General features: G+C 66.3%; 12 protein-coding genes. 6 read left to right on the forward strand and 6 right to left on the reverse strand.

The features are described from left to right. Window positions 1-13 precede the first annotated feature (13 nt). Window positions 14-1201, reverse strand: coding sequence for an RCC1 domain-containing protein (locus tag F0U63_RS24940; protein ID WP_395833081.1), 1188 nt, complete (start codon window positions 1199-1201; stop codon window positions 14-16). Window positions 1202-1745: 544 nt separating this feature from the next. Here F0U63_RS24940 and F0U63_RS24945 point away from each other — a divergent pair. Continuing rightward, window positions 1746-2327 (forward strand): GNAT family N-acetyltransferase, encoded by a 582-nt coding sequence (locus tag F0U63_RS24945; RefSeq protein WP_395833083.1) that lies wholly within the window; start codon window positions 1746-1748, stop codon window positions 2325-2327. Window positions 2328-2329: 2 nt separating this feature from the next. Here F0U63_RS24945 and F0U63_RS24950 read toward each other — a convergent pair whose 3' ends face one another. The 5 genes from F0U63_RS24950 to F0U63_RS24970 form a co-directional block, all read right to left on the reverse strand. Then, window positions 2330-3565: an acyl-CoA dehydrogenase family protein gene (locus F0U63_RS24950; protein WP_395848420.1), complete on the reverse strand. Its 1236-nt coding sequence runs from the start codon at window positions 3563-3565 to the stop codon at window positions 2330-2332. Then, window positions 3537-4454, reverse strand: coding sequence for an NADPH:quinone oxidoreductase family protein (locus F0U63_RS24955; protein ID WP_395833084.1), 918 nt, complete (start codon window positions 4452-4454; stop codon window positions 3537-3539). The genes F0U63_RS24950 and F0U63_RS24955 overlap by 29 nt, the downstream gene beginning before the upstream one ends. A 129-nt stretch (window positions 4455-4583) precedes the next feature. After that, window positions 4584-5576 carry an aldo/keto reductase gene (locus F0U63_RS24960; protein ID WP_395833086.1) on the reverse strand — a complete coding sequence of 331 codons (993 nt, stop codon included), beginning with the start codon at window positions 5574-5576 and terminating at the stop codon, window positions 4584-4586. Beyond that, entirely contained in the window at window positions 5573-6109 is a 537-nt protein-coding gene (locus F0U63_RS24965; RefSeq protein WP_395833088.1) for a YiiD C-terminal domain-containing protein, read from the reverse strand. The genes F0U63_RS24960 and F0U63_RS24965 overlap by 4 nt, the downstream gene beginning before the upstream one ends. Continuing rightward, on the reverse strand, window positions 6106-9015 hold the full coding sequence (locus F0U63_RS24970) for a polyketide synthase (protein WP_395833090.1): 2910 nt from the start codon (window positions 9013-9015) through the stop codon (window positions 6106-6108). The genes F0U63_RS24965 and F0U63_RS24970 overlap by 4 nt, the downstream gene beginning before the upstream one ends. Window positions 9016-9217: 202 nt before the next feature. Between F0U63_RS24970 and F0U63_RS24975 the strand changes: the two genes are divergently transcribed. From F0U63_RS24975 to F0U63_RS24995, 5 genes are read left to right on the forward strand one after another with little or no spacing between them, the layout of a single operon-like run. Further along, window positions 9218-10132 carry a hypothetical protein gene (locus F0U63_RS24975; protein ID WP_395833092.1) on the forward strand — a complete coding sequence of 305 codons (915 nt, stop codon included), beginning with the start codon at window positions 9218-9220 and terminating at the stop codon, window positions 10130-10132. Between the two features lie 14 nt (window positions 10133-10146). Further along, window positions 10147-11052, forward strand: coding sequence for an alpha/beta hydrolase (locus F0U63_RS24980; protein ID WP_395833094.1), 906 nt, complete (start codon window positions 10147-10149; stop codon window positions 11050-11052). Further along, a complete protein-coding gene (locus F0U63_RS24985; RefSeq protein ID WP_395833096.1) occupies window positions 11052-12278 on the forward strand; it encodes an aminotransferase class I/II-fold pyridoxal phosphate-dependent enzyme in 1227 nt (408 codons plus the stop codon). Before F0U63_RS24980 ends, F0U63_RS24985 begins: the two co-directional genes overlap by 1 nt. A gap of 19 nt (window positions 12279-12297) precedes the next feature. After that, on the forward strand, window positions 12298-13233 hold the full coding sequence (locus tag F0U63_RS24990) for an ornithine cyclodeaminase family protein (protein ID WP_395833098.1): 936 nt from the start codon (window positions 12298-12300) through the stop codon (window positions 13231-13233). Window positions 13234-13256: 23 nt separating this feature from the next. Beyond that, window positions 13257-14228, forward strand: a complete 972-nt coding sequence (locus tag F0U63_RS24995; RefSeq protein WP_395833100.1) for an isopenicillin N synthase family dioxygenase — start codon at window positions 13257-13259, stop codon at window positions 14226-14228. Window positions 14229-14265: the final 37 nt, after the last annotated feature.

Here is a 14265-nt window from a genome sequence, read left to right on the forward strand (position 1 = left end):
GGGGCAATGCATGCTACAGCAACGAGCGAATGGCGGTGGTTGAGTAGGTGGGAACTCCTCCATTCCCCAGCTGGCCGGAGGAGTTGTCGCCCCAGGCCCACACGGTGCTGTCCGAGCGCACCGCCAGCGAATGGTGGTAGCCCGCGGCCACGGCCACCACCCCGCTCAACCCCTGCACCGGCACCGGCACCCGGCGCCAGCTCGTGGTGCCATCCCCCAGCTGGCCGTAGTAGTTGGCGCCCCAGGCCCACACGGTGCCGTCATGACGCACCGCCAGTAAATGGTTCAAACCCGCGGCCACGGTCACCACCCCGCTCAACCCCTGCACCTGCACCGGCACCAGGCTGTTGCTCCCAACGCCATCCCCCAGCCCACCGTGGGCGTTGGAGCCCCAGGCCCAGACGGTGCCGTCCGAGCGCACCGCCAGCGAATACAGGGGGCCCGCGGCCACGGCTACCACCTCGCTCAACCCCTGCACCTGCACCGGCACGAAGTGCGCGCTCGTGGTGCCATCCCCCAACTGGCCGGAGGAGTTGTCGCCCCAGGCCCAGACGGTGCCATCCGAGCGCACCGCCAGCGAATGGTGGTAATTCGCGGCCACGGCCACCACCCCGCTCAACCCCTGCACCCGCACCGGCGCGAAGCGCTCGCTCGTGGTGCCATCCCCCAGCTGGCCGGCGGCGTTGTAGCCCCAGGCCCACACGGTGCCATCCGAGCGCACCGCCAGCGAGTAGTAGGAGCCCGCGGCCACGGCCACTACCCCGCTCAACCCCTGCGCCTGCACCGGCACCCTGTGGTTGCTCCCAGTGCCATCCCCCAGCGCGCCGTAGGAGTTGTCGCCCCAGGCCCACACGGTGCCGTCATGACGCACCGCCAGCGAATGCAGTTCGCCCGCGGCCACCGCGACCGCTCCGCTCAGCCCCTGCACCGGCACCGCCACCGAGCGGTTGCTCGTGGTGCCATCTCCCAACTGTCCGGCGAAGTTGGCGCCCGCGGCCCAGACGGTGCCATCCGGGCGCAATGCCAGAGAATGATTTTCGCTCGCCGAGAGACGGGCTCGCGACGGCGAGGCCCACAGAGGAGCGCCGAGCCGCGCGTGCTCCCCCGGCTCGACCGTGGGCTGACCACAGCCCACCCCCATCAGCACTCCGAGCCAGACTCCCAGCAGTCTGGACATCCATCTTCCTGTATTGCCTTGCATTGCATGACTCCTGATCAAAGGGGATGCGGCCGTGCTCCTCCGCGATGGAGGGACGGCCCCTCCACGTGGTAATTCAATCCATCACCAAAATAAAGAGAGGAACTTGAAGAGTTCGACGTTGGCGTGTCCATGAAGAGCGCTCAGACTGTCTTCCAGGGAAAGCCACACATCGAGCCTCCTCCAGTCTATATGTCTATCTTCATGAGCACATGTGCCAGAAGTCACGGTTGGGAACGTGCGACGGATCCATCGACATCCACGAGGGCGAGGAGATCGATGGCCCTGAGGACGCTCATCCGCGCGGCCGTGGCGCTGAACGTTTCAGGCAGGAAGGCTGCGCCCCGCAAGCGCGGCGGACGCTGATTTGTTGATCGCGGCCCGCTCAGGGCAGGTCCACACCGCGAGCCGTTGCCACTCGGGTCCGCGGCAGCCTGTCCCCGGGACAGTGGAGGAGTTCCCCGCAGTGCGCGGCGACAGGTCATTCGAGTCTCCGAACTGGTCCAGTATAGCCGGAGAATTGTACTTCGGTATGCTGCCGGTCACCATGACTTCGTCAACGCCGATTCGAACCTGCCTCGTCACTCGCCGGGAGGAACTGGAGCAGATCCTCCAGCTCCAGGCGGCCAACCTGCGCGACCACGTCTCCCCCGCTCAGGCCGCGCGAGAGGGCTTCGTCACCGTGGCCCACACGCTGGATGTGCTGGAGCGGATGCACGCGCGCACACCGAGCGTCATCGCGAAAGCTGGGGAGAGGCTCGCGGGCTACGCCCTGGTGATGCCGGTGGAGGCGCGCACCTTCGTCCCCGTCCTGGAACCCATGTTCCAGCTCCTGGAGAAGCTGAGCTGGCGCGGACGTCCGTTGCGCGAGTACCAGTACTACGTCATGGGCCAGGTGTGCGTGGCCGAGGAGTACCGGGGCCAGGGGGTGTTCGACGCGCTCTACCGCGAGCACCGCGCGAGCTACGGGGCGCGCTTCGACTTCACGGTGACGGAGGTGGCCACGCGCAACACGCGCTCGATGAGGGCGCACGCCCGCGTCGGCTTCGAGCACATCGAGACGTACCGGGACGCCACGGACGAGTGGGCCGTCATCGTGCTGGGCCTGCGCGGGGGCGCACGGGAGTAGCCTCAGGACCGTGGCAGTCCCAGGACGTGCTGGCTGATGTAGGCCAGGGCCATGTTCCGGCTCACCGGTGCGTTGATGAACAGCCGCACCTCCCGGAACTTGCGCTCCACGTCGTATTCCTCGGCGAAGCCGTAACCTCCGAAGGTGTCCATGCAGACGTTGGCGGCCTCCCAGGCGGCCTCCGCGGCCAGATACTTCGCCATGTTCGCCTCGGCGGCACAGGCCTGGTGGGAATCGAAGAGGACCGCGGCGTTCTCGGTCATCAGCGCCGCCGCGTTGAGCGCCGTGTGCGCCTTCGCGATGGGAAACTGCACGCCCTGGTTGGCGCCGATCGGTCTGCCGAAGACGACGCGCTCCTTGGCATACGCCGCGGCCTTTTCGATGAACCACTGGCCGTCCCCGATGGCCTCCGCCGCGACGAGCACCCGCTCCGCGTTCATTCCGTCCAGAATGTAGGAGAAGCCCTTCCCTTCTTCGCCAATCAGATTCTCGGCCGGCACTTCGACGTTCTCGAGGAAGAGCGCGTTCGTCGCGTGATTGAGCATGGTCCGGATCGGCCGGACCTCGAGCCCCTTCGTGGTCCGGAGGTCGAGCAGGAACACACTCATCCCATCCGTCTTCTTGCGGACCTCCGCCCGGGGGGTCGTCCGCGTGAGCAGGATCAGGAGATCGGACTGAAGGACTCGGGAGATGAAGATCTTCTGTCCGTTCACGATGTAGCGATCACCGGACTTGACCGCGGACGTTTCGATCGCGGTGGTGTCGGAACCTGAATTCGGCTCGGTCACGGCGAACGCCTGTAGACGAAGGCGGCCGGCGGCGATCTCGGGGAGGAACCGGTTCTTCTGCTCTTGCGAGCCGTGGCGCAAGAGCACGTTCATGACATACATCTGGGCATGACAGGCCGAGGCGTTTCCGCCCAAGTGATTGATCTCACCCAGGATGGTCGAGGCCTCGAGCAGCCCGAGGCCCGTTCCGCCATACTCGGGCGGAATGAGCGCGGCCAGCAGCCCGGCTTCCGTCAGGGCATTGACGAATTCGTGCGGGTATTCGCGCTGCGCATCGAGTGTCCGCCAGTACTTCGGAGGAAACCTCGCACACAAAGCCCGCACGGACGAGCGGATGGCCTCCCGGGTATCATCTGGGTTCTTGAAGATTCTCATGTGATGGACCTCTGTGATCAAGGGTTCGCACGGCTCCAACAAATGCTCAGGGTCCGGATGGCGGCTGGCGCCCATCGTCACGGACGCAGACGACAATCTTCCCCGTGGCGCGTCGCTCCGCGAGCGCACGCAGCCCCTCGGAGGTCATGCTCAGGGGCAGCCGGCCGGTGATTCGCGGCGTGATTCTCCGCTGTTCATACCACTCGAAGAGCTGCTCCAACGTTTCCCTCAAGGCCGAGGGATCGTGGAAGCGGAAGTAGCGCAGCGAGGAGCCCAGGACCGAGCGATGCTTCACGAGGAGCCGGTTGGCTGGAATCTGGGGAACCTGCCCCGCGGCGAATCCGACGAGCACATACCGTCCACCCCAGCCAAGGGTCGAGAGCGCCGGATCGAAGAGGGGACCGCCGACAGGGTCGATGCAGACATCCACGCCTGACGGCCCCGTGGCGGCGAGGACCTGGTCCTTCCAGTCCGGGTCGCCGTGGCTGATGACATGGTCCGCGCCCGCTTCGCGCGACATGGCGAGCTTGTCCGCCGTGCTCGCGACCGCGATGACGGTTGCGCCCATCGCCTTGCCGATCTGCACAGCCGCGAGCCCCACACCTCCGCTTGCGCCGAGGACGAGGAGCGACTGTGCCGGTTTCAAGCAGGCGACGCGATGCAGCGCCAGCGCGGTGCTGGCGAATGCGCTGGTCAACACCGCCGCGACCTCGAACGAGATACCAGCGGGTATCAGGAAGGTTTCTCGAGTCGCCGCCACGGCTTGATCGGCATAGCCCCCGTGCCACAAGAACGCCACGACACGGTCTCCCGCGTGGAACCCGGAGCTTGCTGGAGCGCTCGCGATCGTGCCCGCCGCCTCGAGCCCCGGAATGAAAGGGAGCGGCGGCCGGGTCTGATAGGTTCCACCGATCATGAGCAGATCGGCGAAGTTCACGCTGCATGCATGAACGTTGATCTTCACCTCGCCTTCTCCCGGAACGGGCTCCGGCGCCTCCTCGAGGGTGAGCTGCGCGGGTCCGCCCCACGTCCGGCAAACGATCGCTCGCACGTCATCGTCTCCTGGGAGAAGTGGAGGAGGTTTCAAAGGCGCTCAGCCCGGTTCGCCGGTGCATGCGACCTCCCCAGGGGGTTGAAAGTGGCTGAGGCTTCGCCAGAGTTTGTCGTCCGCGGGCAGCCTCAAGGCCTCGGTCACGAGCTGTTCCATTTGCTCGGGGCGGCGCGCGCCGACGAGGATCGAGGTCACGAAATCACAATGGACCAACCACCAGAGGGAGAGCCCCGCCGGTGAAAGCGAGTGGGCGGAGGCCTGGGTCTTCAACCACTCGACACGCGAGGCGTTCACCGGACTCCAGGCCTTCGCATAGAGGTCCCGGCGTTGCCCGACCCGCGTGTCCTCCGGAATCTCGCCAGAGAGGGTGTACTTGCCGCTCAACAAGCCGCCCGCCAGTGGCGAATAGGGAGTGTATTGAAGGCCCAGCTTCCGGCAGGCCTCGAGGACCCCGCTGTGCTCGTCGTCCCGCTCGAGCAGGTTGAACCGGTTCTGCACCCAGCCGAACCCCACGCTCTCGGTGCCGCTCGCGCGGTGGATGGCGGAGCTCCAGAGATCGCTCGCGGACACGTTCGACAGGCCGATCTGGCGAACCTTCCCGCTCTTGACGAGGGCCTGGAAGGTCTCGAGCACTTCATTCCAGGGGGTCGCGGGATCAGGCACGTGCGACAGGTAGAAGTCGAGCGTGTCGACGCGAAGACGAGTGAGTGAGCGGTCGATCTCCTCGAAGACATGCTTTCGGCCAAGACCGCCGCGAATTCCCACCTTCGAGGAGAGAAACACCTTCTCGCGCATCGCGCTTCCTCGCGACGCCAGCCAGGAACCGATGATGGACTCGCTGGCGCCCTCCGCGTAGGTGCCCGCCGTGTCGATGAGGTTGATTCCCATCTCCACGGCGCGATCCATCAGGGCGTGCGCCTCGGCTTCGGTCTCTCCCCTCCCCTTCAGCCGACGTGCGCTTCCAATGCCACCGAAGTTCGCCGCGCCGAGGGCGAAGACAGACACCTCACGATTGCCCAGCTTGCGGTAGATCACGTCCGCCACTCCTCGGGGAAGGGCAACCGCAGGTCTCCCTCTCCCGTGCCATCAGGGGTAGGTTGAGTGAGGAGGGTGTAGTGCGCCGTGTAGGTCGCGGCGGGTCCTCCCTCCTTGGAGAGAACGTGCGATGTGGCGGTGACCCGGGCCTTTCCCTCGCGGTGCAGCGCGTCGGCATCCAAGGCGGGCAATGAGTCGCAGTGCGCGCGGTAATCGCTCGTGATCGGCTGGTGGAGGGCGAACTCGCAGCGGCGCAGGAGGATCCGCACGGCGAGCCTCTCCGACCAGGTCTTCCGCACCAGCAGCAGCCAGGGCGCGAGCCCCGCCACGGTGAACACACCCGGGCCGAAAGCCGTGCCCCGGTGATTGAGTGAGGGGCCGAGCGGCGCCATGAGGACGATGCGCTGGGGCTCGAACTCCACGAAGGAGATCCCAAGGAACTTCGTCATGGGAATCTGCTCTTGAAGCCCTCGTGTCAGCAGGGCCAGCATCTGCTCTCGCCCGGTGGACGAGTGCTTCGCGGGCGCGCTCATGAGCCCACCTCCGTCGCCCCGGGCTCGAGTTCCAGCACGACATGATAGTGTGTCCCACCGGCACCCGCCGCGTTGACTCCCGCGAATCGCGCCTCCTTCAACTCCTGGCGCTCGGTGATGACACGGAGATTCGTGTCCGCGCCGACAAGCGGTCTCGTCACGCCCACCGTCGCCGGAAGCTGCTTCGTCCTCAGCATCAGGAGCGCCTTGAGCAGACTGGCGGCACCCGCCGCGGCTCCCGTGTGACCGATGTTGGGCATGATGGCGCCAACAGGGAGGGGTCTGGCGCGCGCGGCGGCGAGGGTTCGTCCGAGCGCGGCGGTCTCCGCGACGTCACTGGCGGGGTGCCCACTGCCAAAACACTCGACGAACGCGAGCTCATCCGCCGACACGTCACACCGTGAGTAGGCACGGCGAATGGCCAGGCTCATCGCGGTCTCGGAGACGAGGCCGTGGTCGGGAAGCTGTCCGAAGGCGCTCCCGATGGAGCGGATGATCCCATGGATCCGCTCACCGCGCTCGCGCGCATCGGACAACCGGCGCAGCAGACACACCGTGGCGCCTTCACCGGGAAGATACCCGTCAGAGGAAGCGTCGAGCGCGGTCGGCCGGTCCCGGCGCGACAGATGCTCCATCGCGCGCTCATCGGCGTAGCGCGTGAACCCGAGGCGCATGTCCGCCGTCGCCCAGAAGGCCGCGTCCACCTCTCGGGCCGCGAGGCGGCCGCAGGCAACCTCAAGACCACCCATGGAGGACGCGGCGGCTCCGGCTTCGATGGCGCAGGTGGGGCCGGTCAGATCGAAGGCGCGGGCGATCCGCGCGGCCATGAAGCTGGGAGAGAGGTTGAACAGGCTGCCCGCCCAGAGCTCGGGCAGGTCTTTCGAGAGCTGCTTCATCACCGCACGCACGGTGCGCGCGACCTCCTTGGACTCCTTCCCCGTCGCGCGCAGCGCGCGCAGGAGCTGCTCCTCGATCTCCGGCAGACGCGCCGCCGCGACCTGGCGCAGCCCGTACTCGCTGCAGTGCTCCGCGGACACGACGACGGAAACATTGCTTCCCGCCTCGATATGGATTCCCGCGGCTGCACGCCGTGCCAGTTCCACGAGCAGGAAATGGAGGGGATCGTAACGCAGGATGTCGGAAGGGCGTTCGCCATGGTGGCGGGCGTTGTCGGTGAACCGGGCCTCGTTCAGCTCGAGGGGTGCTCCGTACTCGGAGGAGAGCTCGCCCTCGTGGCCAGGATGGCGCAATCCATTGGAGACCCGCTGGAAGGACTGCCGCCCCTCGAGGAGGTTCGTCCAGAGCGTGGCGAGGTCGGGAGCGCCAGCGAACGTGCCGGCCATGCCCACGATGGCGATGGGCTCGTCCCCCCAGTCCGTGGCCTTCTGCTGGCCTCGAAGCAAGGCCCGCATGCGGGCGGGGGTGGGCCGGTCCTCGATCACCGCATGATAGTTCTGTCCGCCACTCGCGATGGCGCTGACGCCGCCGATGCGCGGCGTGTCGCCGGCCGGCCATGGACGGGCGGTCCGTTCGACTTCGACGAGCCCATCCGATGCGAGCATCGCCCCGGGTTCGCCGTCCTGGACCGGGCCTGGGATGTTCTCGGTCTCGAACAGCGTGAGGAGCGCGGCGAGGTTCGCGAGGCCCGAGGCCTCCTTGGCGTGGCCGACGTGTCCCTTGATCGACAGCACGGGCACGGGTGACGGCGGGCGCCCGGCCTCCCCGTGCATCATCAACGCGCGGCTGAAGACCTTCGCCTCCACGGCATCGCCAGCACGGGTGCCGGTGCCATGCGCGAACAGCACGCCAAGCTCCGAGGGGGAGGTGCCAGCCTGCTCGAGGGCACGCCGGATGGCATGTTCATGCCCTCGCGGGTTTGGCACGAGCATGTATCCCTCGGTCGCGCCGTCATTGCCGCCGCCCACCCCACGCACCACGCCGTGGATGGGAAGACCCTCCTGCCGGGCCCGTTCCAGGCTCGTGAGCACCAACATGACCACGCCATCGGATATCACCGTGCCGTTGCCCTTCCTGGCGAAGGGAAAGCAGCCCTCGGCCGACAGGAGGCGTGAGTTGGAATAGAGGACCTGATTGACGACATCGACGTACGACAACGCGCCCGCGACCGCCCACGGAGAACCTCTGGCGATCTCCCGAGCCGCGAGCTCGACGGCGATGAGCCCCCCGGTGCAGTTGCCATCGACGACCAGCGCCTTCTCCGTGGTGCCCAGGGCCTCCGCGACCACGCTCGCCAGGCGGTAGATGGCACGCTCTCGAGGCTCGGTGATGAAGCGCGGTTTGAAGGAGTCGCGAAGCTCGCGTTGCACCTTCTCCGCGACGCTCGTCAGCTCTTGCAGGGTGAACTCTTTCGGGTGCGCGCCGTGAACGAGGTAGGGAAGGAGCCGTTTCGCCACGGCGAGGACCGCGGAGTCATAGAGGCCGTGACCGCCTCCTCGTGAATGGGCGAGGAAGATGGGAGCTGGCTGGCCGCTGAGCGCGTCAGCGGACAACTTCGCCGAGGCGAGGGCCCGCTGGGTCGCATCCAGGACCCAGCGGTGGGGGACCCTCGAGCGATCCGATGCGTCATTGGAGTGCTCTCGCTCTTCAATGACTCCGCCCAGCGCCGTGTACATCCTGGCCATCCCCACGGACGACGAGGGATCGAGATACGTCGCGTGAGAGATACGGTCCGGAGGCCAGACTCCATACGTCTTCTTTCCCAGACGGAAGACCTCGGCCAATTCCTTGGGCGTACGTGCGCCTGGCAGGGCGAACGCAAAGCCAACAATAGCTACCGGGAGGGCTCGAATCGGAGGTGCGCTCAACATTGCCAGGGACTGTAGGGCAATGATTGCCGGATGTCCATACCCCGACAGCAATTGATTGCGATCCGCTTCTGTTGACATACGTTATGTTTGATGTGGTGTATGCAGATGACAATACTTTCATGTACTGCCTGGGGATGGTGTTTGATTTTGGTGTTGCGATTGACGGGAATCGTTGCCCACGGTATAGGCTTTCAAACCCATCACGACCGCCCAGTGCACGGCACCGCCCTCTCATCCCGAGGCGGGTGGCAACCCATTGCATTGGCGGTCAGGAGAGCCCATGAAGCATCTCGATCCAAGCCGTATCAAGGAGTCGCTCATCGACGTCTCGACCTTCCCGACGGAGTGGCGGGAGGGAGACCTCGCCGCCACGGGCAGCGCGCTGGTCGACGCCATCGCCGAGGCCGTCGAGAAGAAGAACGGGTTCGCGGTCGTCTATGGAGCGAACAAGGTGCTCGCGGCGCGCCAGCTGGACATCCGCACCGAGACCGGAGCCGAGCTGGCCCGTCGCTTCCTGGAAGGCCTCTTCCGTGCGGCCACGGCACGATTCGATCTGTCGCGGCACAGCCCGGTCGAGGTCGCCTACGACCGCATCGCCAAGATGGATGTCGACGGCTACCACAAGAACAAGAGCTTCACGCCCAACAGCGACCACACCGAGAGCCGGGAGTTCGTGACGACGAAGTGCATCCACTTCGACGCGGCGACCCCCTTCATCGCCAATCTGTACGGGCCGAATCAGAACATCAGCGGCGGGCTGCCGATGATTTGTGACACCCGCAGGTTCTGCCAGGACAAGGGTATCGACCCGAAGTCGCTCGTTGAGAACATCCCCAACAACTACAACGTCGCCGTGAAGCAGGAGTTCTACGGGGAGCTGCTGGCCAACTACTCGTTCGCGCTCAAGCTCGATCTGGAGAACGACGTCGTCATGATCGTCCTCCACAACGAGGTCACCGGAGGGATTGCCCACGCGGCGACCCAGCCCGTGCTCGCCGAGGCCGGGCGGAGCGCCCGGCGGCCGATCCGCCACATCGAGTACCAGGTCGCGGGCGCGGACGACCTCAAGCGCTGGTACGACCACTACGGTCTGACGCTGCTGAAGGCGGACGACCACAAGGGGGACATCACCGTCTCGCACTACCACCGCGGCGAGCTCAACCCGTTTCCGCATGTCATCGAGGTCTCGGCGTGAGCAACGACCTGACGATGCGAACGAATGCAGCGCGGAACGCCGCCGAGATGGAGGCGTTGCTCGCGTACCTCGAGACGAGGCCCTGGCCGGACGGTGTCAACGAGGCGCGGGCGCACTATGACGCGCTCGGGACGCCCATCGCACCCGACATCGGGATCGAGCAGGTCAGTATCGAGGGGGTGAACGCCCAGGTGCTCACCCCGCCGGACAGCGACGCGGACCGGGCGCTCCTGTATCTGCACGGGGGCGGGTATGTCTTCGGTTCGCTGAAGAGCCATGCAGGCATGGTCGCCGAGGTGGCCCGGGCCGCGCGCTGCCGCGTGTTGCAACTCGACTATCGCCGGGCGCCCGAGCACCCCTTCCCGGCGGCGGTCGAGGACGCCGTTACCGCCTATCAGTGGCTGCTGCGGCGGGGCCTCACGCCCGAGCGCATCACGATCGCGGGGGACTCGGCGGGCGGTGGGCTGGTGCTCGCGATGCTGGTGGCCTGCAGGTCCCAGGGCCTGCCGCTCGCGGGGGCCGCGGTGTGCCTCTCGCCGTGGGTCGATCTGGAGGCCACCGGCGAGAGCTACCGCACGCGCGAGAGCGTGGATCCCCTCGTGCAGCGCAAGGTGGTGAACCAGGTCATCCGGCTGTACCTCAACGGGCAGGATCCCCGGGCGCCGACCGCCTCGCCGATCCACGCGGACCTCACCGGCTTCCCTCCCCTGCTCGTCCAGGTGGGAGAGCGGGAGATCCTCTTCAGTGACTCCGAGGCGCTCGCGAAGAAGGCGCGCGCGCACGGAGTGGATGTGACGTTCGAGGAGTGGCCCGGCATGGTGCACGTCTGGCACCTGCACTACCCGCGGCTGTCCAGCGGACGTGAAGCCATCGAACGGATTGGCCGTTTCGTGATCGAGAAGACAGGAGCCCGGAAGTGATGAGACAGCCCGACGCGGTCGTGGGACCCCACGTGCACCGCAACAATCAGAAGATGGTACCGGTGAGCGAGAACGCCTGGCGAGTGGCCCAGGACGCGAACATGCTCGGCATCCGCGTGGAACTCAACGGCAGTCAGAATCGCATGCGCGAGATCGACACCGGGCACGAGTTCGCGAACCTGTGCTCCTGCTCCTACCTGGGGCTCAACAGTCACCCGGACGTGCTGCAGGGGGGAATCGATGCCCTCCAGCGCGCCGGGGTCACCGGACTGTCGATGGCCGAGTTCCGCATCCGCCTGGGTTTGATGGAGGAGCTCGAGCAGCAGCTGGCGGACCTGTTCGGCGGACCGGTGCTGCCGGCGGTCACCTCGAGTGCGCTCACGGCGGCGATCCTGCCGGTGCTCGGCTCGGGACACCTCACCGACAGCGAGCCGCTGGTGATGGTGTTCGACAAGTTCGCGCACTTCTCGATGGCGTTCGTGAAGCCGATCGTCGCCGACGAGACGACGGTGCTGACCAGTCCGCACAACGACATGAACTTCCTGGAGGACGTCTGCCGCAAGTACCCGCGCGTGGCGTACGTGTGCGACGGTGTCTACTCCGTGGGCGGCGTGACGAACCTCGAGGCGCTGCTGACGCTGCAGGAGAAGTACGGGCTGTTCCTGTACATCGATGACTCCCACTCGCTGTCGACGCAGGGCAAGAACGGCGAGGGGTACATCCGCTCGAGGCTTCGCGAGCTGAACGATCGGACGCTGATCATCGCCTCCATCGCCAAGGCGTTCGGGAGCACGGGCGGCATCGCGATGCTCGGCTCGCGCAAGCACTACGACTTCCTCTACCGGACGGGTCCGATGGGCTGGTCGCAGAGTCTGCGCACGGCCGCGATTGGAACCTCGCTCGGCAGCATCAAGGTGCACCGCAGCCCCGAGCTGGCCAGGCGCCAGGAGCAGCTCAAGAAGAACATCGCGTTGTTCGACTCCCACATCCAGACGGCGCAGCGGGGGGACGGGCTCCACATCAAGGTCGTCGAGGTGGGAGAGCAGGACAAGGCCGTCAAGCTCTCGCGCGAACTGTACCGTCGAGGCTTCTACTGCTCGGCGGTCTTCTTCCCCATCGTGCCCGTCGGGCGCGCCGGAATCCGGCTCATGCTGCGTGGCGACCTGTCCACCGAGATGGTCCAGTCGTTCATCGACAACCTGAAGGAAGTCCTCGCCACGCTGTAGTGGGGAAAGAGACCGCGCGATGGCAACGTTCTACCCATACAGTGTCGTTGCCGAGCACGGCAACCTCCCGCGGCTCATGCGCGAGCTCAAGCTGGCCCTCGCGGAGGGTCAGCACGAGCGCATGCAGGTGCCCATGCGGGAGGTGGTCTCGCTCGACTCCCCGCGTGCCGCGTTCGTGTCGATGCCGGCGGTGTCGGAGCACTTCGGCATCTACATCAACAAGGTGGCGACGATCTTCGCGCGGTCCGCGACGGACCCGCTGCCCACCGTGAACGCCGTGGTCGCGGCGTTCTCGGTCCGCTCGGGCGAGCTGGTGGCGATGCTCGATGGCGCGGCGGTGACGAACCTCAAGTGTGCCGCGGTCTCGGCGCTGGTCACGGACCTCTGTGCACCCACGGAGGCCCGGGTGCTGGCCATCGCCGGGACGGGCGTGCAGGCCCGTCAGCAGGTGACGGCGGTCTGCTCGGTCCGGCCCATCCAGGAAATCCGGATCTGGGCACGGAGCGCCCCCCGAAGCACCGCGTTCGCTTCGGAGGTGCGCGCATCCCTGGGAGGGGCGGTGCGCGTCTTCGTGTGCGAGTCCCTCGATGATGCGATTCGCACCGCGGACGTGATTGGCACCGCGACGTCATCGAAGACGCCGCTGGCCAGCTTCTCGGACCTGTCGCCCACGGTGCATATCAATTGCATGGGCGGGCACACGGTGGACGCGAGAGAGGTGCCGCACGCGCTGCTGCGCGCGTCGACACTGATCGTGGAGGACCTGCCGACGGCGATCGCCGAGGCCGGGGAGGTTCATGCTCACGCCATCCCCCTGGGCCAGCTCGTCCAGAAGGAAAGCGGGCCGCTGCGGGCGGTCCGCACGATTTTCAGCTCAACGGGCCACGCCTTCCTCGACGTCATCACGACCGCTCATCTGTTGCGGGAGCTGGGTGGGGCGCGAGGCAAGACATGATTCATGACATGGAGGAGAAGAAGATGACTGAGTTACCCCGAATCGATTTGACGTCCGCCACACGGGGATCCGAAGCCGAGCGCCGGGCGGCGTTCGAGATCGACCGTGCGTGCAAGGAGGTGGGATTCTTCACCCTGAGCGGGCATGGCATCCCCCCGGCTGTTTTCGAGGAGGCGTACGCGACCTCGAGGGACTTCTTCCGCCTGCCCTTCGAGGTGAAGAACCAGTGCAGGCTGCGCTCGGGCTTCACCATGGCCGCGGACGACTACACGCCCTACGGCTACAGCGGCATGCTCGAGGAGAATGCCTTCGCGTATACGGGACGCAAGGGGCTGCCCAGCGACTACGTCGAAAAGTTCAGCACGGGCCGCCTGGTCTGCGACGATGGAATGGCACTGCCGTTCAACGGCGACCCGGAGGGGCGGCGGTTCCGCACGGCGCTGAAGACGTACTTCCAGGCGTGCGAGTCATTCACGGAGCGGCTCGCCGAGCTCTTCAGCATTGCCCTGGATCTCCCTCGGGACTTCTTCGTGCGAAGGACGTCCGTCTCCAATGATTCGCTCCGCTCCCTGCTCTACCCGCGACTCAGCCGTGAGCTCGCCAATGATCAGGGCATGGGGGAACACACGGATGGAACGCTGCTGACCATCCTGGCGCAGACCGGGCCTGGCATCCAGGTGAAGGACAGGAGCGGGACCTGGATCACCCCCAGGCTGGGGGGGCGCGATCAGCTGATCGTCAACATCGGCGACCTGATGGCCCGGTGGTCCAATGACGAGTATGTCTCGACTCCCCATCGCGTCGTGCTGTCCGGAGAGGAGCGTCAGTCCATCGTGTTCTTCAAGCTCGCCAACGACGACGCGTTGATCGAGTGCTTTCCCAAGTTCTGCGAGAACACCCCTGCGAAGTATGAGCCCGTCATCTACAAGAACTTCTCCCTGCAGAAGATGAACGCGCTCTTCGGCCAGGATGGCACCGTGCCGAAGCAGGGGTGAGCCCCGGTCCCGGGACCAGCTCGGTGCACTCGGGCGG

The sequence above is a fragment of the Cystobacter fuscus genome (assembly GCF_044360685.1).
Lineage (GTDB): Bacteria > Myxococcota > Myxococcia > Myxococcales > Myxococcaceae > Cystobacter > Cystobacter fuscus_C.

Excerpts from the sequence above, each read along its gene's own strand:
- F0U63_RS24940 (WP_395833081.1), bottom strand. The coding sequence starts at position 1,201 with ATGCAAGGCAATACAGGAAGATGGATGTCCAGACTGCTGGGAGTCTGG.
- F0U63_RS24945 (WP_395833083.1), top strand. The coding sequence starts at position 1,746 with ATGACTTCGTCAACGCCGATTCGAACCTGCCTCGTCACTCGCCGGGAG.
- F0U63_RS24950 (WP_395848420.1), bottom strand. The coding sequence starts at position 3,565 with ATGGGCGCCAGCCGCCATCCGGACCCTGAGCATTTGTTGGAGCCGTGC.
- F0U63_RS24965 (WP_395833088.1), bottom strand. The coding sequence starts at position 6,109 with ATGAGCGCGCCCGCGAAGCACTCGTCCACCGGGCGAGAGCAGATGCTG.
- F0U63_RS24970 (WP_395833090.1), bottom strand. The coding sequence starts at position 9,015 with ATGTCAACAGAAGCGGATCGCAATCAATTGCTGTCGGGGTATGGACAT.
- F0U63_RS24975 (WP_395833092.1), top strand. The coding sequence starts at position 9,218 with ATGAAGCATCTCGATCCAAGCCGTATCAAGGAGTCGCTCATCGACGTC.
- F0U63_RS24980 (WP_395833094.1), top strand. The coding sequence starts at position 10,147 with ATGCGAACGAATGCAGCGCGGAACGCCGCCGAGATGGAGGCGTTGCTC.
- F0U63_RS24985 (WP_395833096.1), top strand. The coding sequence starts at position 11,052 with ATGAGACAGCCCGACGCGGTCGTGGGACCCCACGTGCACCGCAACAAT.
- F0U63_RS24990 (WP_395833098.1), top strand. The coding sequence starts at position 12,298 with ATGGCAACGTTCTACCCATACAGTGTCGTTGCCGAGCACGGCAACCTC.
- F0U63_RS24995 (WP_395833100.1), top strand. The coding sequence starts at position 13,257 with ATGACTGAGTTACCCCGAATCGATTTGACGTCCGCCACACGGGGATCC.